Here is a 22262-nt window from a genome sequence, read left to right as displayed (position 1 = left end):
TACTCCAGGAGGTGGCTATTTTCGCTTGTTCGATCATAATCGAACTATGGCAATTTATGGAAGCCTCGATATCATGTGCGCCATGCGAGCCTATACCCACCCCAATCCCGAAGACTTCACCCTCGAGCGCCTGCTGTACGCCTTGAGCGACCCTGTGCGCATGGACATCGTGCGGCACCTGGCCGGCGTACCCGAGGCCACGTGTGGCGAGCTGGACGGCGGGCGGCCGAAATCCAGCATGTCCCACCATTTCCGCGTACTGCGTGAGGCAGGCCTGGTGCAGACCCGCAACGTGGGCACCACGCACATGAATTCATTGCGTAGCGAAGCGCTGGAGAGCCGCTACCCGGGGCTGCTGGCAAACATTCTGTCGCACAGGTAACGATCTTCAATATTCCATATGAATATAAATAAATAATATTATATTCCTTTTGGTTTTTTAGCCTTGCTGCAAGACTTCTGGTGCAGGCACTTTGCCTATCTGCCCCTACAGGAAGTCGAGCCCATGAAAAAACTTACTGCCCTCACGGCGTTGTCCCTGGCGTTGCTGTCCGGTATTGCCCACGCCGACCGCCTGGAAGACATCAAGAAGGCCGGCGTGCTGCGCGTTGCCGCCTTCGACAGTAACCCACCGTTCGGCTTCATCGACACCAAGACCAAGCAGCTCGAAGGCCTGGACGTGGACTACGCCAAGGCCATCGCCGCCAAGCTGGGGGTGAAACTGCAGCTGCAGCCTACCAACCCCGCCAACCGTGTGCCCTTGCTGGTGGCCAACAAGGTCGACCTGGTGCTGGCCAACTTCACCATCACCAAGGAGCGCGCCGAGCAGGTCAATTTCAGCACGCCGTATTTCGCCTCGGGGCAGCAGTTCATCGTCAAGAAGGGCACGCTCAAGAACGAGAGCGACCTCAATACCTGGCGCGTGGGCGTCGACAAGGGCACCACCAACGAAGGCGTGCTGCGCGAAAAATTCCCGGGCGCCAAGGTGGTGGCCTATGACGACACCCCGTTTGCCTTCACCGCCTTGCGCAACGGCAACGTCCAGGCCATCACCCAGGACGGCCCGAAGCTGATCGGCCTGCTGGCCAACGTGCCGGACCGTGACAAGTACGAAGTGCCGCCGTTCACCATCTCCGACGACCTGATCGGCGTGGGCCTGCCCAAGGGCGAGACCGCCCTGACCGACTTCGTCAACAGCACCCTGGTAGAGCTGGAAAAGGACGGCCAGGCCCAGAAGATCTACGACACCTGGTTCGGCCCCACCACCAATACGCCGCTGGCGCGCCTGTTCAAGATCGGCGACAAAGGCTGATTAGCCCACCGTTGGCCCCACATGGCACGCGCCCCCGAGGGTGCGTGCCTGGCTTCGTTTGACCTGGATATGCGCCTACATGTTTGGTGAATTGCTCGCCCCCCGTTATTTGCAGTGGCTGGCCGACGGTTTTCTGCAGACCCTGGGGCTGTCGCTGCTGGTGTGCCTGGTGGCCACCGTGCTCGGCGCCTTCCTGTACCTGGCGCGCACTGCGCCTTCGCGGCTGCTGGCCTGGCCGGCGCGGGCCTACCTGCTGGTGATCCGCAACACGCCGCTGCTGGTGCAGTTGTTTTTCTGGTATTTCGGCGTCACCGCGTTGCTGCCCGACAGCCTGGTGACCTGGCTCAACACCCCGCGCAGCCTGGCCCTGGGGCCGCTGGCGGTGGAGTGGCCGTCTTTCGAATTTCTTGCCGGGTTCTGGGGCCTGACCCTGTACACCACCGCGTTCATCGCCGAAGAGCTGCGCGCCGGCATCGACTCGGTGCGCCAGGAACAACGCGCCGCTGGCCTGGCCCTGGGCCTGCGCCCGGCGCAAGTGTGGCGCTACGTGGTGTTGCCACAGGGGTTGCGCACCGCGCTGGGCCCGCTGCTGGGGCAATACATGAACGCGGTGAAGAACTCCTCGCTGACCATGGCCATCGGCCTGGCGGAACTGTCCTACGCCTCACGCCAGGTGGAGACCGAAACCTTCAAGACGTTTCAGGCGTTCGGCTACGCAACCTTGCTGTACATCCTCACCATCGCCCTGATCGAGGCGGCAGGGCAGTTGCTGCAACACAGTCGGCGCTACCGCCGGGGAGTGGCCTGAGCCATGGATTTTTCTGTAATAGGTGACAACCTCGCGTACTTCATGTGGGGCGCGTACCCCGATGGCCCGCTGGGCGGCGCGGCGTTGACGTTGCTGCTGAGCCTGCTGTCGGGCATCGCCGCCGGTGTGCTGGGGCTGATGGGCGGCATTGCCTTGGTCACCAGCCGCGGCTGGCTGCGCTGGGTGCTGGTGGGCGTGCTGGGTTTCCTGCGGGCCATTCCGGTGCTGATGCTGATGTTCTGGAGCTATTTCCTGCTGCCCATTCTGTTCCACGTCAACGTGCCCGCCCTGGCCACGGTGGTGTGTGCGCTGTCGCTGATCGGCGGCGCTTACCTGTCGCATTCGGTGGCGGCGGGCATCAACAGCCTGTCGGCGGGCCAGTGGGCAGCCGCCAAGGCCCTGGGGCTGCGGCCGGTGCAGGTGCTGCGGCTGGTGATACTGCCGCAGGCGTTGCCGATCATGCTGCCGTCGTTCCTGAACCAGTGGGTATCGCTGATCAAGGACACCTCGCTGGCCTACGTGATCGGGGTAGGGGAGCTGTCCTACGAGGCCACCCAGGTGAGCAACCGGGTGATGGTGCACCCCGTGGAGATCTTCCTGTTCGTGGCGCTGGTGTATTTCATTTTGTGCAGCGCCCTGCAATGGCTGGCCACCCTGGTGACCCGACGCGCGCCTGCCCGGGCACCTTCGGGTTGACCGTTATACCGCTGACGCAGCCTTGCGGCAGCTGCTACGGGGGTTTGTTGGGGAGTGGAAATAATTAGACACAAAGAGCCGAAAACGCCCCTTCCAATCACGTATTTTTCACATTGGCTGGCGTACTTTGAACGTGCTCCCAGATGCTTTGCCAGGCCCGCTTTCCCCCATCGCCCGCCTGGTTTACACAGAGCGAAGTAGGTATCCCACACTTGCCCCAGCAGCACTTGGGTGGCAGCCCAATGACAGCGCTGCTGGGGCGAGGGTGCCCTAGCTCAACCAGGTCTTCAGCACCCGCCGGTCCAGTTCTTCCCAGTCCGCCATCCCCAGCACCCGCGTCGTATTCAAGCCCCGCAAGTAGCCCCGCAGCTGATTGGCTACCGCGCGCTGCGTTTGCGCGTCGGCGGTGTTTTCACGTAACACGTCTTCATACTCGATGAGGTAGTCGGCCACGCGCTCCTTGAACTCGGGTAGCACGGCGGCGCGAATCAGGTCGAACGTTCGCATGAAACTTCCTTTCTATTTGTAATTGGGCTGCCGGTCAGTCTGCACGCGGTCAACCCCCACGATCAAGCGCCCTGAGCAGGGCTGCCTGCCGCCAGATGAAACTTGTCGGTTTTGTGACAATGGATTATTGACGCGCCCCCCGCCGGTGGCAAAATGCTGCCCGCGGTGTTCCCAACGCCGCGAATCTGGAAAAGGTGTCGCCTGGACACCCTGTTTTTTGACCAAGGAAGTTACCCATGAAGTTCGCAAAACCCCTGGCCCTGGCCATCTCCCTCACCCTGGGCGGCTGCGCCAGCTTTACCAAGGACGAAGTGGCGCCAGTGACAATGCCGTCCATGGCCAGCTATGCCAACAAGCCCAACGTGTACGTAGACTTTGACTTCTACCAGGGCACGCCAGGCAGCAGCAACGCAGTGGAGGTGCCCCAGGCGCGCAACCAGCTGCGCCCGCAACTGGAAAAATCCCTGAACGACTCGAAGTTGTTCGGCCGGGTGACCCTGGATGAATTCAACAAGCAGCCGGGCGACTACACCCTGCACCTGAAGGTCTACAACCACCCGCCAAGCGGTGGCCAGGTGGTATGGGCGTTCCTGAGCGGCTTCACCCTGATGCTGGTGCCGGCGCTGGGCACCGACCAGTACACCATGACCCTGGAAGCGCAGGATGCCCAGGGCAAGACGTTGAGCACCGAGAGCAACCACGATGCGATCAATACCTGGATGGGGGTGTTGTTTGTGCCGTTGATGGCGAATACGCCGAAGGAGGCGGTGAGTGATACGTTTACGCGGCAGGTGAATGCGTTGCTCAAGCAGATGGTGGATCGGCAGAGTTTGAAGTATTCGGGGTTGGATGTGCGTGTTCCACGAGCATAAAGCCAGCTCAAACGCCGCAATACCGCTGTTGATCTTGATCCTCCACACTGGCTCAAACGCCGCAATACCGCTGTTGATCTTGATCCCGTGCGGCCCTTGATCTTGATTGTGTGCCCCATAAAGCGCCAGGGCCGACTGGAGGCGTTGGCCAAGCGGTCCCTGGCGTAGCCGGGGATCTCGCTTCTGAGGGATTCGGACATATCCATTTTCGCGGCGAGACCACCGACCGTTTCGGCCTTACGCCGACTCACTTTTTTTCAGACGCCAAAAAAAGTAAGCAAAAAACGCTTGCCCCTGCTTGGGCCCTGCGCTGCGCTACGGGTCCCCTCCTTCCGGCGCCGCTCAACGGGCAGACGGCACCCGCTATAGAAGCCTGCGGGTTACCGTCTCTTCGGCCTGCGGCCTCGGCCCTTCGGGCAGCCCGTTGATCGACGCCTCCAGTCGGCCCGGGCGCTTTACGGGGCATACAATCAAGATCACAAGCCAGATCAAGATCACAAGCAGATCACAAGCAGATCACAAGCAGATCACAAGCAGATCACAAGCAGATCACAAGCAGATCAACAGCCAGATCAGCAGCCAGGTCAACAGCGGCTCAACAGCGGGGTGAAAGTCGGATCGAGCGCTACCGCAATTACTTCTGCGCCAGCGCCTGGGTGAACAACGGATCGCTGTACAACGCTTTCAACAAGTCCCGCACCAGCGGGTTATAAGCATTAGCCGCATTCGCAACGGCAATCACCCCAAAAAAGCTACTGCTCCACTCGCTGTTCACCGTCTTGGTAGCGTCATACTTCACCACCGAACCGTCCAGCAAGGTAAACCGCGCCGCCAGGGTGCCATTGCCTGTCACCAGGCCTGCAGCCAGGTTGCTTTCGGTTACCAGCACATTCAGATGCCTTGGCGACTGCGGGTTTACCAAGCCGGCGCGGGTCAACTCGCCGTTGAGCGCGTCCTGCACATGCCCGGCAATGCTGCCGCTGGGCGAGCTGATAGGGTTCATGCGCACAAACATCGAGCCCTGGCCCGGCGCCGCAGTGACCTGCGCCGGGGTAACCGGTTGCAGTGGCGCGTGCTGTTTCAGGGTCTGGACGTTATTGAAGTTGGGCTCGTAGGGGGTCATGGTCGCGCCACAGCCTTGCAGCAACAATGCGAACAACGGCACGAACAATAAAGCTTTTTTCACAGCAGTTCCTTGCTTGGGGGTATTGAAGGGCGGTGATTATCCCGGCGCAAGACGCGCAGGGCAACGGGGGCCGGGCGCGCCAAAGATGAAATCTTCACCCCAGCTAAGGTAGTCTACCGACCGTTCATCTCCCTCATTGCCAAGCGACACCCCATGACACCCGAGCCGCCCGCCAAACTCACCAGCCAGTCCCCCGTGCCGCTGTACGCGCAACTCAAGGAACACCTGCGCTCGCGCATTCTGGATGGCACCTACGCGCCCAGCAGCCGCATGGGGTCGGAGAGCGAGCTGGGCGCAGCGTTCGGCGTCAGCCGCATCACCGTGCGCCAGGCGCTGGGTGATCTGCAGAAAGAAGGGCTGATCTTCAAGATCCACGGCAAGGGCACGTTCGTGTCCAAGCCCAAGGCGTTCCAGAATGTCAGCTCGCTGCAAGGGCTGGCCGAGGCGCTGGCGGCTTCCGGGCACGAAGTGGTCAACCGCATGTGTGGCTTCGAGTACGTGCCGGCAGATGCCATCGTCGCTCAGCGGCTGGGGCTGGCGGAAGGGCAGACGGTGGTGGAGATCCGCCGGGTGCGGCTGGTCAATCGCGAGCCGGTGTCGCTGGAAATCACCTACCTGCCCGAAGCGGTGGGGCGCCGCCTGGCCTCGGCGGACCTGGCCACCCGCGACATTTTCCTGATTCTGGAAAACGACCTGGACATCGCCCTGGGGCATGCCGACCTTGCCATCGACGCCACCGAAGCCGATGCAGCCATGGCCGCCGCGCTGGGCGTGAAGGCGAAGGCGCCGATCATGCGCATCGAGCGCCTGACCCACACCGCCGAAGGCCAGCCGCTGGACTTCGAGTACCTGTATTACCGCGGCGATGCGTTCCAGTACCGGCTGCGCATCGACCGTTAACCCGCAGAATATCGTTATAGCCAAACAGTATTTACGGCTCCCCCGTGATAACCAATAACATCCTTCCTCATCTTGTTATAACAAGTTACATCAAGGCGCGGATCCGACCTGTCAGGTGCCGCGCGAGAGGAGCAAGGGATGAGCGAGTTCAAGACAATCGAGCGCGAGTACGACATCGTCGTCATCGGCGGTGGCACCGCCGGCCCCATGGCGGCCATCAAGGCCAAGGAGCGCAACCGCGACCTGCGCGTGTTGCTGCTGGACAAGGCCAACGTCAAGCGCAGCGGCGCCATCAGCATGGGCATGGACGGCCTCAACAACGCGGTCATTCCCGGCCACGCCACGGCGCAGCAGTACACCAAGGAAATCACCGTCGCCAATGACGGCATCGTCAACCAGACGGCCGTGCTGGCCTACGCCGAACACAGCTTCGAAACCATCGAGCAGCTCGACCGCTGGGGCGTGAAGTTCGAAAAGGACGAGACCGGCGACTACGCGGTGAAGAAGGTGCACCACATGGGCGCCTACGTGTTGCCGATGCCCGAAGGCCACGACATCAAGAAGGTGCTGTACCGCCAGCTCAAGCGGGCGCGGGTAGAGATCACCAACCGGGTCATCGCCACCCGCTTGCTCACAGACAGCGAAGGCGCGGTCAGCGGCGTGATGGGCTTCGACTGCCGCACCGCCGACTTCCACGTAATCAAGGCCAAGGCGGTGATTCTCTGCTGCGGCGCTGCCGGGCGCCTGGGGCTGCCAGCGTCCGGCTACCTGATGGGCACCTACGAGAACCCCACCAACGCCGGCGACGGTTACGCCATGGCCTACCACGCAGGCGCAGAGCTGGCGAACCTGGAGTGCTTCCAGATCAACCCGCTGATCAAGGACTACAACGGCCCGGCCTGCGCCTACGTCACCGGCCCGCTGGGGGGCTACACCGCCAACAACAAGGGCGAGCGTTTCATCGAGTGCGATTACTGGAGCGGCCAGATGATGTGGGAGTTCCACCAGGAACTCGAAGGCGGCAACGGCCCGGTGTTCCTCAAGCTGGACCACCTGGCCGAAGAAACCATCCAGAACATCGAGCAGATCCTGCACAGCAACGAACGCCCCAGCCGTGGCCAGTTCCACGCCGGGCGCGGCACCGACTACCGCCAGCAGATGGTGGAAATGCACATCTCCGAAATCGGCTTCTGCAGCGGCCACAGCGCCTCGGGCGTGTGGGTGAACGAGCGCGCGGAAACCTCGGTGAAAGGCCTGTACTCGGCGGGCGACATGGCTGCAGTGCCGCACAATTACATGCTCGGCGCCTTTACCTACGGCTGGTTCGCCGGCGTCAACGCTGCCGACCACGTGGCCACCGTGGCTTTCCAGGCGCCGTCTGCCGAGCAGGTGGCGGCTGAGCAGGCGCGGGTGTACGCGCCGTTGCTGCGTGAGCACGGCCTGCCGCCAGCGCAGGTGGAATACAAGCTGCGGCGCATGGTGAACGATTACCTGCAGCCGCCCAAGGTCACCCGCAAGATGGAGATCGGCCTGCAGCGCTTCGCGCAGATCGAGGCTGACCTTGCCAGCATGAAGGCCAGCAACCCCCACGAACTGATGCGTGCCCTGGAAGTGACGGTGATTCGCGACTGCGCGGAAATGGCCGCGCGCGCCTCGCTGTTCCGCGAGGAAAGCCGCTGGGGCCTGTACCACCACCGCGTGGACCACCCGCTGCGCAACGACGCCGACTGGTTCTGCCATTGCCACCTGAAGAAGGACGCCGATGGCCGCATGGTCAGCTTCAAGAAACCGGTGGAACCCTACGTGGTGGCCCTGGATAACGACGAGCGCACCGCCTACAACCGGCTGCGGGTGGCCCCCGGCCAACCTGCCTGACTTCTGCCCGCCATCGAGGACCGCACCATGGCCTTTGCCCCCCAGGATATTTTCTTCCGCAGCGCCGCCCCGGTGACCGTGGACAGCGACAAGTGCATTGCCGAGAAGGGCTGCACCGTGTGCGTCGACGTTTGCCCGATGGACCTGCTGGCCATCGACCCCACCACCCACAAGGCGTTCATGCAGTTCGATGAATGCTGGTACTGCATGCCCTGCGAAACCGATTGCCCCACGGGGGCGGTGAAGGTGGAAATTCCTTACTTGCTGCGCTGAATACTTGTCGAGGGGATACCTATGTTGCTTCGCACCACACTGGCCGGCCTGCTGCTGGCGGCCACCGCTTTCGGCGCCCAGGCGCAGACCATCCGCATTGCCATCGGCACCCAGGACACCACCATCAATTGCGCCGCTGGCGGCCTGATGATTCGTGAGCTGGGCCTGCTGCAGAAGTATTTGCCCCATGACGGCCAGTACAAGGACGCGCAGTACGACATCCAGTGGAAGAACTTCACCAGCGGCGCGCCCCTGACCAACGAGATGGTGGCCGGCAAGCTGGACTTCGGCGCCATGGCCGATTTCCCCGGCGCTCTAAACGGCGTGGCCCATGAGGCGGCGGGGCATCACAGCCTGTTCATCAACGTGTTGTCGGGCAGCGTGCAGGGCAGCGGCAACGGCATCGTCGTGCCCAAGGACTCGCCGGTGCAGTCGATTGCCGAACTCAAGGGCAAGACCGTCTCCGTGCCGTTCGCCTCCACTGCCCACGGCATGCTGCTGCGCGCCGTGGCGGCCCAGGGCTGGGACCCGGAGCGCGACCTGACCATCATCGCCCAGCCGCCGGAAGTGGCCGGCTCGGCGCTGCAGGCGGGCAAGATCGACGCCCACGCCGACTTCGTGCCGTTCGCCGAACTGTTCGTCAGCCGAGGTTTTGCGCGCAAGATCTACGACGGCTCGCAAGCCAAGGCACCAACCTTCCATGGCGCCCTGGTGGAACAGGATTTCGCCCGCCAGTACCCGGAGATCGTCGTCGCCTACCTGCGGGCCACGATGGAAGCCAACCGCCTGCTGGCCGAGCAGCCCGAGCAGTACAGCGAGCTGATCGAGAAAGTCACCGGCATCGACGCTGCGGTGAACTACCTGTACCACGGCCCGCTGGGCCTGCAGACCCGCGACCTGACCTGGAAGCCTGAATACCGCCAGGCCGTGAGCACCGCCATCGATACGCTGAAGCTGTTGAAGAAGGCTGATCGTGGCTTGAACACCGACACCTTCATCGACGACCAGTACCTGCGCGCAGCCTTCAAGGCCAGCGGCGTCGGATACGCCAAGGCCTTGGCCAACTATGCGCCGCAGCCGCTGGTGGCCAAGGACGCCGTGACCGGCCAGCCGATCACCGATTTCAAGCGCGTGGCGCAAATCTGGGTCAAGGGTGAAGCCAAGGTGCGCAGCTATGCCACGCCTGAGGAAGCGCTGGTGCAACTGGCGGCGCTGAAGCAGGCCGGCACGCCGATTCGTGGCTTCTACGCCCAAGCCAGCGACAGCGGCATCAAGCTGCTGGCGGACGATGCCTGGTTCGTCAAGACCGCCCAGGGCCAGGTCGACGCCTTCCTGCTCAAGGACCAGGCCAGCCGTGACGCGCAAACCCGCGGCGGGCAGGTGCTGGACTTCGCCGGCGTTACCGGCACCGCTGCGCTGACCGCGCGCTGAGAGCCTGCCATGAGCCATTCCAACCCGGCCCGCTGGGGCCTGCGCGGGCTGTCGATACTGGCCTGCCTGCTGTTCTGGCAGGTCGCGGCCGGCCACCACCTGGACCTGGGGTTGGTGACCTTTCGCAACGTGCCCACCCCGGGCGAGGTGTACGCGGCGCTGCACGACCTGCTGTCGTCCGCCGCCCTGGCCCGTCATGTGGCCGCAAGCCTTGCGCGGGTGGCGGCCGGCTATGCCACGGCGGCGCTGCTGGGGGTGGCGCTGGGTGTATTGATTGGCCGCTGGCGCTGGGCGTCCGACCTGCTGCTGCCGCCACTGGAAGTGCTGCGGCCAATTCCGGCGGTGGCGTGGATTCCCCTGGCGATTCTGATGTTCCCGTCGTCGGAGCTGTCGATGGTCTTCATCACCTTCACCGGCGCGCTGTTCCCGATCCTGCTGAACACCGTGCACGGCGTGGAAAACGTCGACCGCCGGTTGGTGGCGTCGGCCCGCAGCCTGGGGGCGGGGCGGCTGGCCATCCTGCGCGAGGTGGTGCTGCCGGGCGCCGGGCCAAGCATCGTCACCGGGCTTGCCATCGGCATGGGTACCTCGTGGTTCTGCCTGGTGACCGCCGAAATGATCTCCGGGCAATGGGGCCTGGGCTATTACACCTGGGAGTCGTACACCTTGCAGAACTACGCGGACATCATGGTCGGCATGCTGCTGATCGGCCTGTTCGGGCTGCTCAGCAGCCTGCTGGTGAAACGCCTGGGCGCCTGGTGCATGCCATGGCACAGCCAGGCGGGGGCGCAGCAATGAGTGCCGGGCGCATCGAAGGCGAACGCGTGGGCATTCGCCTGGGCGCTGGCGCCGAGGCGTTCGAAGCGGTGCAGGCGCTGGATTTCAGCATCGAGCCGGGCCAGTTCGTGTGCATCCTGGGGCCTTCGGGTTGCGGCAAATCCACCTTGCTGGGCGCCCTGGCGGGCCACCTGCAGCCCAGCAGTGGCCACCTGCGCGTGGATGGCGCGGCGGTAGACGGGCCGTCGCCGAGCCGTGGCATGGTGTTCCAGCACCACACCTTGCTGCCCTGGCGCAGTGTGCTCGACAACGTCGCCTTCGGCCTGAAGATGCAAGGCGTGGCCACCGCCGAGCGCCATCGCCAGGCCCTGGAAATGCTGCGCTGGGTGGGCCTGGAGGATTTTGCCGGGCATTGGCCGCGGCAGCTCTCGGGCGGCATGCAGCAGCGTGCCGAAATCGCCCGGGTGTTGATCAACCGGCCGCGCCTCCTGCTGATGGACGAACCCTTTGGCGCCCTGGACGCGCAGACCCGTGCGCGCATGCAGCAACTGCTGCTGGATATCTGGGGGCGCATCGGCACTACCGTGGTGTTCGTCACCCACGACATCGATGAGGCGTTGTTCCTGGGCGACCGCATCCTGGTGATGAGCGCCCGGCCCGGGCGTTTCATCGCCGACCTGCAACTGCCGTTCCAGCGGCCGCGCCAACCAGGGCTGCTGACCAGCCCCGAGTTCGTCGCCCTCAAGCGCCACTGCCTGGAGCTGCTGGAACACGGCCCCGACGCGCCGCCGTTGCCGCGCCTGACACCCCTGGGCCTGCCCCTGCCACAAGACCTGTCCCGAATTGCACTGTGAGCCAACCATGAGCCTGAGCACCGACAACCCCGATATCCTTGACCTGCAACCGCGCCTGGAAGACGCCGACCCGGTGGTGCGGCGCATCGCCGTGATCGCCCTGGCCGACCTTGAAGACCCCGACAGCCTGCCGTGGCTCGTCGCTACCTTGAAGCACGACCCCGCCGCCAGCGTGCGCGCCGAAGCCGCGCGCCTGCTGGAAGCCTGGGAAGAACAGCCGGTGGTAGCCGGCTTGTGCGAAGCCTTGGCCGACACCGACGCCGAGGTGCGCGAAGCCGCTGCGCAAAGCCTGTCCCAGCTGAAGACCGAAGCCGCCGGGCGCTGGGTGTTGCCCTGGGCGCGCCATGCCGACCCCTTTGTGCGTGCCAGTGCCTTGCGCGCCTTGCGCGAGCTGCGCCTGGCGGACAGCGCCGAGGTGGCGCGCGAAGCGTTGCAGGACGCTGCCGCCGACATCCGCCGCGAAGCCGTGGGCATTCTCGGCTGGTTGAAGCACACCGAAGCACTGGCCGACCTGGCCCGGCACCTGGCCAACGACAATGACCTGGAGGTACGGCGCATGGCCGCCGGCGCTATTGGTTTTGCCAGCACCCCGGCAGTGACCGACGCCCTGACCGCCGCGCTGGGCGACCCGCACTGGCGGGTGCGCGAGGAAGCCGCCACCACGTTGGGCAAGGTCGGCGACGACGGCGCCGGCCCGGCGTTGGTGGCCGCGGCAGACGACGCCTATTGGCAAGTGCGCCTGCGCGCCGTGCGCTCCCTGGGCCGCCTCAAATACCGCCCGGCACGGGCGGCGGTCGAGGCGTTGCTGGCGCACAGCATCAGCAACCTGCGCAAGGAATCAGCCCTGGCCCTCGGCGAATTCGGCGACGCCCGCGCCTTGCCGGCCCTGTGGGCGGCCGAAAACGATGGCGACCCCGAAGTGCGCAAGGCCGTGCGCATCGCCCTGTCGCAGCTGCAGCCATGAGCACGCCCCTGGCCGTGCGCAACACCGCGCACAGCGGTTTGCTGAAGGTGGAGTGGCCGGGCGGCAGGGTACAGGTGCTCACCCACGGCCAGCTGCGCGCACGCTGCCCCTGTTCCCACTGCCGCGCGGCACGTTTGCGTGGGCGAATCGACGTGGTTAACACTGAGGTGCGCATCACCCAGGTGGTGGACCAGGGGTACGGGCTGCAACTGGTGTTCAGCGATGGGCATGACCGCGGGATTTACCCGTGGGTGTACGTGGCGGGGTTGGGTTAAGGAGGGCGGAGTACATGTGTACTCCGCCGTGCCGCGTCGACGAGCACCGCGGTGGCCCAGGACGCAGCCTTCGGCAGCTGCTACGGGTTTCCCGTCCTGTAGCAGCTGCCGCCAGGCGGCGTCCGATGGCGCCGCGTTGCTTCCGCCGAACCGCGTTGGGGAGGGACGCAGCCTTCGGCAGCTGCTACGGGGTGGTGGTTCTAGGCGCTTTCGACGCGGCGTGGCACACTGGCGCCCCGTTTTTTCATGGACTCGATTTATGCCCGCTCCCCACGTCTCGCCCGCGCTCTGGCAGGCCATTACTGACGCCGCTGGCGCCTCCCTGCTGACACCCGGCGGCCAGCGCAATTTCCTCGTGGGCGAGGGCGGCGAGACGCACATCGACGTGTTCACCGGTGCCGAGCGCGCCACCCGCGTGCGCCTGCCGCGCCGGGCCTTCGAGCAGACCCTGGGTTACCTGGCCAGCAACGGCCACCTCGACCGCCCCAACGCCATCGAGGTCAAGGCCAACCAGGACCCCGAGCGCGCCGGCCCGCTGTGCCGCGCCGCGCGCCTGCGGCCCGATGGTACCTTCGGCACCCGCGTGGTGACCTACGTGCTGCCGATCCTGGAGTTCTGCGACGTGGTGGGCATCAACCGCACGGCGCTGCCCAGCGTTGCCTGGCTGGAGCCTTGATGCAGTAACATGGGCGCTTTTGCGGAGCGGCCCTGACAATGTTGACCTTGCAGCAATTTCTTGGATTCCTGGCAGCCGCGCTGCTGATCACCGCCACGCCCGGGCCGGACAACCTGATGGTGCTGGGCATGGGCATGTCCAAGGGCCGGCGCCAGGGCATCGCCTTCGGCCTGGGCTGCGCCTTCGGTTGCATCAGCCACACGCTGCTGGCAGTGGTCGGCGTCAGCGCCTTGATCGCCGCGTCGCCCACCGCCTTCACCTTGCTGAAGATAGCCGGCGGGCTGTACCTGATCTGGCTGGGCTACAACGCCTGGCGCAGCTCGGGTACGGTGAAGGTCGGCGCGGTCAATGCGCCGGATGAATCGCTGGCAAAGCTGTTCTTCAAGGGTTGCTTCGCCAACGCCATCAACCCCAAGGTGGTGCTGTTCTTCCTGTCGTTCCTGCCGCAGTTCGTGGTAGCGGGCAACGGCAGCGTTGGCGCACAGGTGGCGCAGCTGGGGCTGACCTTCACCTTGCAGGCGGCGTTGCTGTTCGGCCTGCTGGGCTATTTTTCCGGGGCGCTGGGGCAGTGGCTGAACCGTCGGCCGAAGGCGGGGGTGATCCTGGATCGAGTCGCGGGTACGGTGTTTATCGGGTTGGGGTTGAAGATCATGCTGACGCGCTGAGTGCCAAAGCCGATCAGTTTTTCATGGGGAGCGCTGGCGAGTGAAGAAAAAATGGTGATAATCCCCTTAAGTTAAGATTTTCTTGGATCGCTAAAGAAAAAATGCACGGCGACGCGAGCAATTAAGGATTTATGCCATGAACTCAGCTGGATACGCCTGGCTGCAGGAATCCCTGCAGCCAGGTGTGTGCTGAAGCAAACCTACCGGACAGCTTCCTGCTGGCCTTGTGTTCTAGCGTGCCGCCAACAACCGCTTCACCGTCAACGCCAACGGCACGGTGAAGAAGAAGTGTGACATGAAGCCGCCGATGATCACCGCCGGGTCGTAGTAGTTGGGGTGGTTGTCGGAGGCTATGGAGATGGCTACGTGCATCGCCAGCCAGGCGATGACCGCGTAGAACAAGGCGATGAAGGTGGCTTCATAGCCGCGACGGCGGAAGTACGGCCAGACCAGTGCGAATAACACGCCCCAGCCGATGGCGAAGGTGAAGTGGATGACGGTGCCCAGCACTGACGCCCACAGGCCCAAGGCTTCCTGCACGTCCTTGCCGAACACCAGCCCCGTGGCGTTGCGCGGAATGCCGCCTAACGGCAGCAGGTGTTGCACGCCCACCCAGATCAACGCCTCGTAGATCCAGATGCACACCGCACCGGTCAGGCCGCCGAGCGCACCCGCTCGCATCAAGGCCTTCAGACTGTGCGTGTCCAGGCTGGCACCTGTGTTGATACCGCTGGCGTTCAAGCTTAAATCGGCCTTGTGACTCATGCGCTCACCTTTTTATTGTTGTACGGAGGGACCGTTCGACACCCGAACGTTGGGCACGACTATAGGCCCCGGGTGGTGGGCGCCTCCTCCGGGAAATGCTTAAGCAGGTATCGGTTCTTTTTATCGGCGTTAACGCGGCCAGGTGGCGCTGAGCATCCGCTCCAGCTGCGCCCGTTCCCAGGCACTCAACAGCTCCACGGGGTTGCTGCCGAACGACTTCGAGGCGTCAAATAGATAGGTTCGTGAATCGGCACTGAGGCAACTCTCGCAGTATTCCAGCACGCTGCCGTCACTGTGCAATTTCACTACCCAGCCATCGACCTGGATGGTTACCGCGTCCAGCCGGCGCAGGGTGCGCTCGCCCATGGCGATGTCCCGCAGCACTTGATAAACCTCGCGCGCAGCGAGTGGTGTGGTCGGCACGGTGGCAGCCCCTTTCATTCTGACGACGCGGGGCAGGGTACACCAAGCAAGGGCTTGCCGCTCGCGCCAGGCGAGCGGCAAGCGAGCGGCAGGGGGCAAGGGGAAAAGCGCGGGCTACTTGAAGCGCGCCGCGAACAGCGGCACCTGGTCGGGCTTGATCAGCTGGAAGGGCACGAAGGTGTCGCCACCGGCCTGCTCCCCCTTGATCATTTTCACTGCAATAGCTATCGCGGCTTGCGCCTGGGCCTTGGGGTCCTGGAACACCGAGGCGGCGAGCAGGCCCTTGTCGATGGCGGCCAGGCCATCGGGCAGGCCGTCGATGCCCACCACTGGGGTGCCTTTCTGGCCGGCCTGCTTCAAGGCCATGGCCGCGCCGATGGCCATCTCGTCGTTGTTGGCGGCGATGCCGTCGATGCGGGTGCCGGCCAGCAACCAGTTGCTGGTCAGGTCCATGCCTTTGTCACGTTGCCATAGCGCGGTCTGTTCGCCGACGATCTTGATGTCCGGGTACTGCTTGAGCACCTGCTTGAGCCCTTCGGTGCGGCCCAGCGTGGCGTTGTTCACCAGGTCGCCCATGATGATCGCCAGGTTGCCTTTGCCACCCATTTTTTCCGCCAGGTAGCGCATCTGCAGCTCGCCAGCCTCGATGTCGTTGGAGGTCACGGCGGCCACGCCCGCAGGCAGCTCTTTTTCGTCGGGTCGCCGGTTGACGTAGATCAGCGGTACCTTCGCGGCGGTGGCCGCGCGGGTGATGTTGACCGCGCCGGCGGTGTCGGCGGGCAGCACTATCACGGCGTCGACCTTCTGCGCCAGGAAGTCTTCCACCTGGCTGAGCTGGCGCACCACGTCGCCCTGGGCGTCCTGCACCTGCACCTGGATGTGCTGCTCTTTCGCAGCTTCCACCAGGTTGTTGCGGATATAGGTCATGAAGTTGTCGTCGACCTTGGCGATGGTGATACCGACCCGGTAGTCGGCCAACGCCAGCTGGCTGGACAGCAATGCAGCGGCGGCGAAAAGCAGTCTGGAGCTACGCATGGGGAGTGTCCTGTTGTTGTTATGGTGGGGAGTGCAGGCTTAAAGGTGCAAGGTGAACGCCTCGCGGAAACGCTGCAGCGCCAGCGCCGAGTCGCCCGAGGCCCAGCCTTCGAGGCCGACCACGCCGGTGTAGCCCAGCTCATGCAAGGCCTTGGCGATGGCCGCGTAATTGATCTCACCGGTGCCGGGCTCCATGCGCCCGGGCACGTCGGCCACCTGGATTTCGCCGATGGCGGGGCCGGCGCGGCGTAGCAGTTCGATCAGGTTGCCCTCGCCAATCTGTGCGTGGTACAGGTCCAGGTTGAGCTTTAAATGCGGGCTGCCCACGGCCTCGATCAGGGTGAGCGTGTCTTCGGCCCGCGCGAAGGGCACGCCGGGGTGGTCCACGGCGGTGTTGAGGTTTTCCAGCAGGAACACCTTGCCGTGGTCTTCGCCCAGGCGGGCTATCTGCTCCAGGGTCTTGCAGGCCTGCAGCCACATGCGCCCGGTGGTGGCGTGCACCGGCCGTACCGGCAGGCCGCCTTCGCCCAGGCCGGTGCCATGCAGGTTGAGGCTGGGGCAGCCCAGTTGCTCGGCCACGCCCAGGGACTCGCGCGCGGTTGCCAGCAGGCGCTGGATGCCGTCGGCTTCGGTGAGGTTGCCTTCGATGTAGCCGGTCATGGAGGTAAAGCGCGCGCCGGTAGCCGCCAGCGCGGCGATGTCCTTGTTGGTCCAGTCCCAGATCTCGGCAGCGAAACCCAGCGCATGAATGCGCCGTACGCGCTCCACGAACGGCAGGTCGAGGAAGACCATTTCGGCACTGATGGCGAGGGTGAACGGGCAGGCGCTCATGCCGATACCCCCGCCACCTGAATGGCCTTGCCCTGTTGCACGGACTCGATGCAGGCACGGGCGATGGCCAGTGCGGCGCGCGCGTCGGCACCGCTGGCCAGCGGCGTGGCGCCGGTGCGCAGGCAGTCGACGAAATGGTTAAGCTCGGCCACGTAGGCGTCGCGCAGCAGGTCGGTGTCCAGGCGCTGGGTGTCGGCCTGGATACCGTCGGCCAGGTAGCGCACCAGCTCGGACTGGGCCACGCTGCCCATGGTCAGCATGCCGGCGCTGCCAAACACCTCGCCGCGCACGTCGTAGCCATACACCGCCTGGAAGTTGGCCTCGGCGGTGGCGATGGCGCCGTTGTCGAAACGAATCGTGACCACGGCGGTGTCCAGCAGGCCCTTGGCCTTGAAGGCGGGCGCCACCAGCGCATCGGCCATCACGAACACCTCCACCGCCTGGGCGCCGGGGTTGAGGTAACGCAGGGCGTCGAAGTCGTGGATCAGGGTTTCCAGGAAGATCACCCATTGGCCAATGCCTGCCGGGTTGTTCAGCGCCGGGTCACGGGTGACCGAGCGCAGCAGCTGCGGCGTGCCGATGCGGCCGCTGGCCACGTCCAGGTGCGCCTGGCGGAAGCTGCGGGCGAACCGGCGGTTGAAACCGACCTGCAACGGCACTTGCGCATCTTCTGCCGCGGCGATGGCGCGGTCGGCCTCGTCGAGGGTGATGGCCATGGGTTTTTCGCAGAACACGCCCTTGCCGGCGCGCGCGGCGCTGATCACCAGCTCCGCATGGCTGCGGGCCGGGGCGGCGATCAGTACGCCGTCGATGTCCGGGTCATCCAGCAGCTGCTGCGGGTCGGTGTAGACCTTCTGCACGCCCAGCTGCCCGGCCAGGCGTGCGGCCTGGCCGGGGGTTGGGTCGGCGATGGCGGCCAGGCAGGCCCCGGGAATATGCAGCGCGGCGGTCTGGCCGTGGAAGCTGCCCATGCGGCCGGCGCCGATCAGGCCCAGGCGAATGATGTTGCTCATCGATGACACTCCTTTTTTATTGTGGGTCGAAAGCGTGGTTGCGCTTGAACAGGGAAAGAGCAAACCCTGTGCCATCGTCTTATCTCTCTGATTTACCTGAAGATTAGGAGCAGGGCCTGATGCAACAGTGTCTATTTCAAAGACATGTCTACACTGACATGTCCAGAATCCAGACACTGCCAAGGCCCGCCATGACGCCCATGGAGTTGACCCAGGAAGCCCTCGACTACATCACCACCCTCGACCCGCGCGAGCTCAACGCCGGCCCCATTGCCGGGCTTGAACAGGCCTGGCAGGCCTGCCTGGACGGGCACGCGGAACGCCCGCGCAAGGTGCGCCCGTTGATATGGCAGTCCTGGCGGCGCAGCTACGCGGCCGGTATTGACCCGCAGGGTTGCGCCTACCGTTTCGTCAGCCCCCAGCGCCTGAGCGCCAAGCTGGAAGAGCACCGGCTGCTGATCGACACCGCCATGGAAATCATGGCCGGCCTGCTGGCCTACAACCCCCGCGGCCACATCAACCTCACCGACGCCGAGGGCACCACGCTGTGCTTCTGCGGCCTCGACCTGACGCCCATCGGCAGCCAACTGCTGGAGTCCACCCAGGGCACCAACTGCACGGGCCTGGCAATCGCCGAGGACCGCCTGGTGTACGTGCTGGCCGAGGAGAACTTCGCCAGTGCCTTGCGCCAACGCCGCATGCACTGCGCCGCCGCGCCGATCCGCGACGCCAAGGGCCGCACCGTGGCCATCCTGACCCTGACCGCCGAGCCTGGCTGGTTTCACTTCCACACCCTTGGCACGGTGCAGGCGGCGGGCGAGGCCATCTCCCGGCAGCTGGCGCTGCAGGGCCTGCTGCAGGAACAGCGCAGCGTGCTGGAACTGCTGAACGAGGGCCTGGTAGTGCTGGACGAAGCAGGGCGCATCAAGGCCCTCAACCAGTACGCCCGCCAGCTGTTCAAGGCCGGCCCCGAGCTGCTCGGCAAGCCCTTCGCGCAGTTGGGCCGCAGCGACCTCAACGTCGAGATCTACCAGCACGCCGGTGATGGCCTGCGCGACCTGGACTGCACCTTCCAGCTGCACGACGGCAGCCAGCTGGCGTGCCTGGTGTCGGTGTGCCTGGTGGGGCGCCAGGGGCGGGTGGTGTCGGTGCGCGAGAACCGGCGCATTCGCGAGATCACCCGGCGCGTCATGGGCGCCCAGGCGCGCTATACCTTCGACACCATCCTGGGTGGCTCGCTGGTGATGCAGCACGCCCTGCGGCTGGGGCGTATCGCCAGCCAGAGTGACTCCACCACCTTGATCCTGGGCGAAAGCGGCACCGGCAAGGAGCTGTTCGCCCAGGCTATCCATAACGCCAGCCCGCGCAGCGCGGGCGCCTTCGTGGCGGTGAATTGCGGCGCCATCCCCCGCGACCTGGTGCAGAGCGAGCTGTTCGGCCACAGTGAAGGTGCTTTCACTGGCGCGGCCCGCGGCGGTTCAGCGGGCAAGTTCGAGCTTGCCGATGGCGGCACCCTTTTCCTCGACGAAATCGGCGACATGTCCTTCGACGCCCAGGTCAGCCTGCTGCGCGTGCTGCAGGAAGGCGAAGTAACCCCGGTGGGTGGGCGCAAATCGCGGCAGGTGGACGTGCGCATCATCGCCGCCACCCACCGCAACCTCAGCCAGGCCGTCGCCGATGGCGCGTTCCGCGAAGACCTTTACTACCGCCTGAACGTGCTCAACCTCACCGTGCCACCGCTGCGCATGCGCCGCGAAGACATCCCCGGGCTGGCGCAGCATTTCCTGCAGCGCTGCGCCAGGTCGCTGCGCAAGGCGGTCAGCGGCTTTTCCCCGGCGGCGCTGGACGTGCTGGCCGCCCATGGCTGGCCGGGCAACGTGCGCGAGCTGGAAAACGTGGTGGAGCGCGCGGTGCACATGGCGGCCGGCAGCCTGATCGAGCCGGCTGACCTGCCCCTGGAGCTGCTGCACAAGGGCCGGCGGGAACCCAACCTGGAAGCGCTGGGGGGCCTGGACCTGGGCGCGCAGGAGATGAACGCCATCATCGGCGCGCTGCGTACTACCTGCGGGAACGTGCGGGTGGCAGCGCAGTTGTTGAAGGTTTCGCGGGCGGGGCTGTATGGGAAGATGGAGCGGTATTCGATTCGGGCGGGGGATTTTCGCTGATTTCGTACGTATTACGTATTGTTTGGCAGGCACGCCTTTGGGCGTCTGCCTGAGAGGGGGTGGGGGAAGTGGGCTAGCCTTGAAGGTCCGGCGGTGCAATTAGGCCCGCTCGTCCCACGGAGAGACGCTATGAGCTTTTTCAGCACTATTCTCGAGAAACTCGGCATCGGCAAGCACGCAGCTCCCGAAGGGCAGGCAGCCCCGCTGGACCCGGGAGCACCGGTGCCCTCTGAACCCACCGCAGCGCCCACGCCGACTGCCATCAGCGAGGTCGACGTAGCCGCCAAGCTTGAAGCGCTGGCCAGCCAGCACGCCGAAAAGCTGAATTGGCGTACCTCGATTGTCGACTTGTTGAAGCTGCTGGACATCGACAGCAGCCTGACAGCGCGCAAGGCGCTGGCCGCGGAACTGCATTACACCGGCTCAACCGACGATTCCGCCGCCATGAACCTGTGGCTGCATTCGGCGGTGCTGAAAAAGCTGGCTGAAAATGGCGGCAAGGTGCCCGCCGATTTGCTCCACTGAACCGCGAATGGGCCGCAGCGCGGCCCTTCCGCCAGTGCCTTACTTCGCAGACACCGCTGCGTAGCTGTTCATCAGGTTGCGGTAGTTGGGGATGCGCTGGGACAGCAGGTTGCCCAGGCCCTCGATGTCGTTGCGCCAGTCGCGGTGCAGCTCGCAGGCCACCGAGAACCAATTCATCAGTTGCGCACCGGCAGCGCTCATGCGCGCCCAGGCGGCCTGTTGCACGGTGGTATTGAAGGTGCCCGAGGCATCCGTCACCACAAACACATCGAAGCCTTCGGCCAGCGCGCTCAGGGTGGGGAAGGTCACGCACACGTCGGTGACCACGCCGGCGATGATCAGCTGCTTGCGGCCAGTGGCCTTGATGGCCTTGACGAAGTCTTCGTTGTCCCAGGCGTTGATCTGGCCAGGGCGGGCGATGTACGGCGCGTCGGGGAACATCTCCTTGAGTTCCGGCACCAGCGGGCCGTTGGGGCCTTGTTCGAAACTGGTGGTGAGAATGGTGGGCAGGTCGAAGAACTTGCCGCAGTCGGCCAGGGCCAGCACGTTGTTCTTGAACTCGTTGGGGGAGAAGTCCTGCACCAGGGAAATCAGGCCGCTCTGGTGGTCGATCAGCAGCAGTACGGCGTCGTTCTTGTCCAGGCGCTTGTAGGAAGTAGTCATGGTTCAGTCCTTTTGAATCGAGTGAGGAGGGTGTGTGGTTGCGGTATGGGGGTCACTTTACGGGCAGGGATTAATCGGGACAATTAGGCAGAATACGGAATCACTGATTCCATAAAGGGGACAATGCTGAAAGTTTCCCACCGCAGCGGATGAACCTGCCCACGGTCATTTAACCGACACATGCGCAGGCTACAGTGGCCGAAGGGTCAATCATTCGGAGCAGCGCATGAAGGCAATGGACATTGCTACAGCCAAGCGCAAAGGCATCAAGCTTCGCGCCACGGTCATTTATCGCAGGGACGGCGAAGTGCTCTTCGTGCGCAAGCGCAACTCGAAGTGGAACCTGCCCGGGGGCAGGGTAGAGGCAGACGAGACGCCCCTGCAGGCGGCGCAGCGGGAGATGGCCGAAGAAACCGGCCTGGCCTTCGATGAGCTTCGTTACATTTCCGAATACCGCGAAGACAAAGTCATCCATTACCTGTTCGAGGCGCGCAAGTCAGCCGACAAGCCGCGCCCGCTGAATGAAATCGACGCCTGCCGCTGGATCAAGCCCCGGGACGTCGGCAAGCGCCGTGTGCGGCGGCCGATCAAGACGCTGCTCAAGCGCTGCGCCTGACACCTGTAGGAGCGGGCCGTGCCCGCGAAGCAGACACCGCAGTATTTCAGGCACTGCGCGGTGAGGCCTTCGCGGCCACGGGCCACTCCTACAGAGGGCTGAACGTTTGCCTGAAACGACGACGTACGGCGCCCATGACGCGGCCTGCGGCCGCT

At 64.6% G+C, this 22262-nt stretch carries 26 protein-coding genes; 18 read left to right on the top strand and 8 right to left on the bottom strand.

Translation table 11 applies throughout. The features are described from left to right. Positions 1-46 precede the first annotated feature (46 nt). The 4 genes from AC0SZ7_RS04330 (at position 47) to AC0SZ7_RS04315 (ending at position 2816) form a co-directional block, all read left to right on the top strand. Complete coding sequence (locus AC0SZ7_RS04330; protein ID WP_475503193.1) at positions 47-382, top strand: ArsR/SmtB family transcription factor; 336 nt, start codon at positions 47-49, stop codon at positions 380-382. Between the two features lie 123 nt (positions 383-505). After that, on the top strand, positions 506-1312 hold the full coding sequence (locus AC0SZ7_RS04325) for an ABC transporter substrate-binding protein (RefSeq protein WP_475503192.1): 807 nt from the start codon (positions 506-508) through the stop codon (positions 1310-1312). A gap of 79 nt (positions 1313-1391) precedes the next feature. Continuing rightward, complete coding sequence (locus AC0SZ7_RS04320) at positions 1392-2120, top strand: amino acid ABC transporter permease (protein WP_475503191.1); 729 nt, start codon at positions 1392-1394, stop codon at positions 2118-2120. A gap of 3 nt (positions 2121-2123) precedes the next feature. Beyond that, positions 2124-2816, top strand: coding sequence for an amino acid ABC transporter permease (locus AC0SZ7_RS04315; protein ID WP_475503190.1), 693 nt, complete (start codon positions 2124-2126; stop codon positions 2814-2816). Positions 2817-3086: 270 nt separating this feature from the next. Here AC0SZ7_RS04315 and AC0SZ7_RS04310 read toward each other — a convergent pair whose 3' ends face one another. Beyond that, positions 3087-3323, bottom strand: a complete 237-nt coding sequence (locus AC0SZ7_RS04310) for a hypothetical protein (RefSeq protein WP_475503189.1) — start codon at positions 3321-3323, stop codon at positions 3087-3089. A gap of 236 nt (positions 3324-3559) precedes the next feature. On the opposite strand from AC0SZ7_RS04310, the gene AC0SZ7_RS04305 reads away from it, so the two are divergent. After that, positions 3560-4195 carry a hypothetical protein gene (locus AC0SZ7_RS04305; RefSeq protein ID WP_475503188.1) on the top strand — a complete coding sequence of 212 codons (636 nt, stop codon included), beginning with the start codon at positions 3560-3562 and terminating at the stop codon, positions 4193-4195. Between the two features lie 634 nt (positions 4196-4829). Here the strand turns inward: AC0SZ7_RS04305 and AC0SZ7_RS04300 are convergent. Continuing rightward, positions 4830-5381: a hypothetical protein gene (locus tag AC0SZ7_RS04300; RefSeq protein WP_475503187.1), complete on the bottom strand. Its 552-nt coding sequence runs from the start codon at positions 5379-5381 to the stop codon at positions 4830-4832. Positions 5382-5534: 153 nt separating this feature from the next. On the opposite strand from AC0SZ7_RS04300, the gene AC0SZ7_RS04295 reads away from it, so the two are divergent. The 10 genes from AC0SZ7_RS04295 to AC0SZ7_RS04250 all read left to right on the top strand — a co-directional run bounded on the left by AC0SZ7_RS04295 (position 5535) and on the right by AC0SZ7_RS04250 (position 14071). Then, a complete protein-coding gene (locus tag AC0SZ7_RS04295) occupies positions 5535-6281 on the top strand; it encodes a GntR family transcriptional regulator (protein ID WP_475503186.1) in 747 nt (248 codons plus the stop codon). A gap of 138 nt (positions 6282-6419) precedes the next feature. Beyond that, positions 6420-8156, top strand: a complete 1737-nt coding sequence (locus AC0SZ7_RS04290) for a fumarate reductase/succinate dehydrogenase flavoprotein subunit (protein ID WP_475503185.1) — start codon at positions 6420-6422, stop codon at positions 8154-8156. Between the two features lie 27 nt (positions 8157-8183). After that, a complete protein-coding gene (locus AC0SZ7_RS04285; RefSeq protein WP_475503184.1) occupies positions 8184-8429 on the top strand; it encodes a 4Fe-4S dicluster domain-containing protein in 246 nt (81 codons plus the stop codon). 21 nt (positions 8430-8450) lie between these two features. After that, positions 8451-9860 (top strand): ABC transporter substrate-binding protein, encoded by a 1410-nt coding sequence (locus tag AC0SZ7_RS04280; protein WP_475503183.1) that lies wholly within the window; start codon positions 8451-8453, stop codon positions 9858-9860. Positions 9861-9869: 9 nt separating this feature from the next. After that, the gene (locus AC0SZ7_RS04275; RefSeq protein ID WP_475503182.1) at positions 9870-10658 is read left to right on the top strand and encodes an ABC transporter permease; all 789 of its coding nucleotides are present in this window, start codon (positions 9870-9872) and stop codon (positions 10656-10658) included. After that, the gene (locus AC0SZ7_RS04270) at positions 10655-11491 is read left to right on the top strand and encodes an ABC transporter ATP-binding protein (RefSeq protein ID WP_475503181.1); all 837 of its coding nucleotides are present in this window, start codon (positions 10655-10657) and stop codon (positions 11489-11491) included. Before AC0SZ7_RS04275 ends, AC0SZ7_RS04270 begins: the two co-directional genes overlap by 4 nt. Positions 11492-11498: 7 nt before the next feature. Then, positions 11499-12455: a HEAT repeat domain-containing protein gene (locus tag AC0SZ7_RS04265; protein WP_475503180.1), complete on the top strand. Its 957-nt coding sequence runs from the start codon at positions 11499-11501 to the stop codon at positions 12453-12455. After that, positions 12452-12730, top strand: coding sequence for a DUF971 domain-containing protein (locus AC0SZ7_RS04260; RefSeq protein WP_475503179.1), 279 nt, complete (start codon positions 12452-12454; stop codon positions 12728-12730). The genes AC0SZ7_RS04265 and AC0SZ7_RS04260 overlap by 4 nt, the downstream gene beginning before the upstream one ends. A gap of 259 nt (positions 12731-12989) precedes the next feature. Next, positions 12990-13406 carry a hypothetical protein gene (locus AC0SZ7_RS04255; RefSeq protein WP_475503178.1) on the top strand — a complete coding sequence of 139 codons (417 nt, stop codon included), beginning with the start codon at positions 12990-12992 and terminating at the stop codon, positions 13404-13406. A 38-nt stretch (positions 13407-13444) separates the two neighbouring features. Beyond that, the gene (locus tag AC0SZ7_RS04250; protein WP_475503177.1) at positions 13445-14071 is read left to right on the top strand and encodes a LysE family translocator; all 627 of its coding nucleotides are present in this window, start codon (positions 13445-13447) and stop codon (positions 14069-14071) included. A 231-nt stretch (positions 14072-14302) separates the two neighbouring features. Here AC0SZ7_RS04250 and AC0SZ7_RS04245 read toward each other — a convergent pair whose 3' ends face one another. From AC0SZ7_RS04245 to AC0SZ7_RS04225, 5 genes are all read right to left on the bottom strand, one after another. Further along, a complete protein-coding gene (locus tag AC0SZ7_RS04245) occupies positions 14303-14836 on the bottom strand; it encodes a hypothetical protein (protein WP_475503176.1) in 534 nt (177 codons plus the stop codon). A 129-nt stretch (positions 14837-14965) separates the two neighbouring features. Then, positions 14966-15259, bottom strand: coding sequence for a DUF7693 family protein (locus AC0SZ7_RS04240; RefSeq protein WP_475503175.1), 294 nt, complete (start codon positions 15257-15259; stop codon positions 14966-14968). 114 nt (positions 15260-15373) lie between these two features. Beyond that, complete coding sequence (locus AC0SZ7_RS04235; protein ID WP_475503174.1) at positions 15374-16294, bottom strand: substrate-binding domain-containing protein; 921 nt, start codon at positions 16292-16294, stop codon at positions 15374-15376. Between the two features lie 39 nt (positions 16295-16333). Next, a complete protein-coding gene (locus tag AC0SZ7_RS04230; RefSeq protein ID WP_475503173.1) occupies positions 16334-17125 on the bottom strand; it encodes a TIM barrel protein in 792 nt (263 codons plus the stop codon). After that, positions 17122-18138: a Gfo/Idh/MocA family oxidoreductase gene (locus AC0SZ7_RS04225; protein ID WP_475503172.1), complete on the bottom strand. Its 1017-nt coding sequence runs from the start codon at positions 18136-18138 to the stop codon at positions 17122-17124. Before AC0SZ7_RS04225 ends, AC0SZ7_RS04230 begins: the two co-directional genes overlap by 4 nt. 200 nt (positions 18139-18338) lie before the next feature. Here AC0SZ7_RS04225 and AC0SZ7_RS04220 point away from each other — a divergent pair, with 200 nt between their 5' ends. Together AC0SZ7_RS04220 and AC0SZ7_RS04215 are read left to right on the top strand one after the other, a co-directional pair. Next, positions 18339-20303, top strand: coding sequence for a sigma-54-dependent Fis family transcriptional regulator (locus AC0SZ7_RS04220; protein WP_475503171.1), 1965 nt, complete (start codon positions 18339-18341; stop codon positions 20301-20303). A gap of 129 nt (positions 20304-20432) precedes the next feature. Next, positions 20433-20828: a DUF3597 domain-containing protein gene (locus tag AC0SZ7_RS04215; RefSeq protein WP_475503170.1), complete on the top strand. Its 396-nt coding sequence runs from the start codon at positions 20433-20435 to the stop codon at positions 20826-20828. A gap of 39 nt (positions 20829-20867) precedes the next feature. On the opposite strand, the gene ycaC is transcribed toward AC0SZ7_RS04215, so the two are convergent. Continuing rightward, positions 20868-21491 carry an isochorismate family cysteine hydrolase YcaC gene (ycaC, locus tag AC0SZ7_RS04210; RefSeq protein ID WP_475503169.1) on the bottom strand — a complete coding sequence of 208 codons (624 nt, stop codon included), beginning with the start codon at positions 21489-21491 and terminating at the stop codon, positions 20868-20870. Positions 21492-21717: 226 nt separating this feature from the next. Here ycaC and AC0SZ7_RS04205 point away from each other — a divergent pair, with 226 nt between their 5' ends. After that, the gene (locus AC0SZ7_RS04205; RefSeq protein WP_475503168.1) at positions 21718-22107 is read left to right on the top strand and encodes an NUDIX hydrolase; all 390 of its coding nucleotides are present in this window, start codon (positions 21718-21720) and stop codon (positions 22105-22107) included. Positions 22108-22262 lie beyond the last annotated feature (155 nt).

The organism is Pseudomonas sp. JC1203 (genome assembly GCF_056175065.1).
This window is presented reverse-complemented; position numbering and strand designations above follow the sequence as displayed.

Excerpts from the sequence above, each read along its gene's own strand:
- AC0SZ7_RS04290 (WP_475503185.1), top strand. The coding sequence starts at position 6,420 with ATGAGCGAGTTCAAGACAATCGAGCGCGAGTACGACATCGTCGTCATC.
- AC0SZ7_RS04275 (WP_475503182.1), top strand. The coding sequence starts at position 9,870 with ATGAGCCATTCCAACCCGGCCCGCTGGGGCCTGCGCGGGCTGTCGATA.
- AC0SZ7_RS04220 (WP_475503171.1), top strand. The coding sequence starts at position 18,339 with ATGGAGTTGACCCAGGAAGCCCTCGACTACATCACCACCCTCGACCCG.
- AC0SZ7_RS04260 (WP_475503179.1), top strand. The coding sequence starts at position 12,452 with ATGAGCACGCCCCTGGCCGTGCGCAACACCGCGCACAGCGGTTTGCTG.
- AC0SZ7_RS04245 (WP_475503176.1), bottom strand. The coding sequence starts at position 14,836 with ATGAGTCACAAGGCCGATTTAAGCTTGAACGCCAGCGGTATCAACACA.
- AC0SZ7_RS04280 (WP_475503183.1), top strand. The coding sequence starts at position 8,451 with ATGTTGCTTCGCACCACACTGGCCGGCCTGCTGCTGGCGGCCACCGCT.
- AC0SZ7_RS04225 (WP_475503172.1), bottom strand. The coding sequence starts at position 18,138 with ATGAGCAACATCATTCGCCTGGGCCTGATCGGCGCCGGCCGCATGGGC.
- AC0SZ7_RS04320 (WP_475503191.1), top strand. The coding sequence starts at position 1,392 with ATGTTTGGTGAATTGCTCGCCCCCCGTTATTTGCAGTGGCTGGCCGAC.
- AC0SZ7_RS04265 (WP_475503180.1), top strand. The coding sequence starts at position 11,499 with ATGAGCCTGAGCACCGACAACCCCGATATCCTTGACCTGCAACCGCGC.
- AC0SZ7_RS04295 (WP_475503186.1), top strand. The coding sequence starts at position 5,535 with ATGACACCCGAGCCGCCCGCCAAACTCACCAGCCAGTCCCCCGTGCCG.
- AC0SZ7_RS04310 (WP_475503189.1), bottom strand. The coding sequence starts at position 3,323 with ATGCGAACGTTCGACCTGATTCGCGCCGCCGTGCTACCCGAGTTCAAG.
- AC0SZ7_RS04305 (WP_475503188.1), top strand. The coding sequence starts at position 3,560 with ATGAAGTTCGCAAAACCCCTGGCCCTGGCCATCTCCCTCACCCTGGGC.
- AC0SZ7_RS04325 (WP_475503192.1), top strand. The coding sequence starts at position 506 with ATGAAAAAACTTACTGCCCTCACGGCGTTGTCCCTGGCGTTGCTGTCC.
- AC0SZ7_RS04315 (WP_475503190.1), top strand. The coding sequence starts at position 2,124 with ATGGATTTTTCTGTAATAGGTGACAACCTCGCGTACTTCATGTGGGGC.
- AC0SZ7_RS04215 (WP_475503170.1), top strand. The coding sequence starts at position 20,433 with ATGAGCTTTTTCAGCACTATTCTCGAGAAACTCGGCATCGGCAAGCAC.
- AC0SZ7_RS04205 (WP_475503168.1), top strand. The coding sequence starts at position 21,718 with ATGAAGGCAATGGACATTGCTACAGCCAAGCGCAAAGGCATCAAGCTT.
- AC0SZ7_RS04270 (WP_475503181.1), top strand. The coding sequence starts at position 10,655 with ATGAGTGCCGGGCGCATCGAAGGCGAACGCGTGGGCATTCGCCTGGGC.
- AC0SZ7_RS04235 (WP_475503174.1), bottom strand. The coding sequence starts at position 16,294 with ATGCGTAGCTCCAGACTGCTTTTCGCCGCCGCTGCATTGCTGTCCAGC.
- AC0SZ7_RS04255 (WP_475503178.1), top strand. The coding sequence starts at position 12,990 with ATGCCCGCTCCCCACGTCTCGCCCGCGCTCTGGCAGGCCATTACTGAC.
- AC0SZ7_RS04285 (WP_475503184.1), top strand. The coding sequence starts at position 8,184 with ATGGCCTTTGCCCCCCAGGATATTTTCTTCCGCAGCGCCGCCCCGGTG.
- AC0SZ7_RS04230 (WP_475503173.1), bottom strand. The coding sequence starts at position 17,125 with ATGAGCGCCTGCCCGTTCACCCTCGCCATCAGTGCCGAAATGGTCTTC.
- AC0SZ7_RS04330 (WP_475503193.1), top strand. The coding sequence starts at position 47 with ATGGCAATTTATGGAAGCCTCGATATCATGTGCGCCATGCGAGCCTAT.
- AC0SZ7_RS04250 (WP_475503177.1), top strand. The coding sequence starts at position 13,445 with ATGTTGACCTTGCAGCAATTTCTTGGATTCCTGGCAGCCGCGCTGCTG.
- ycaC (WP_475503169.1), bottom strand. The coding sequence starts at position 21,491 with ATGACTACTTCCTACAAGCGCCTGGACAAGAACGACGCCGTACTGCTG.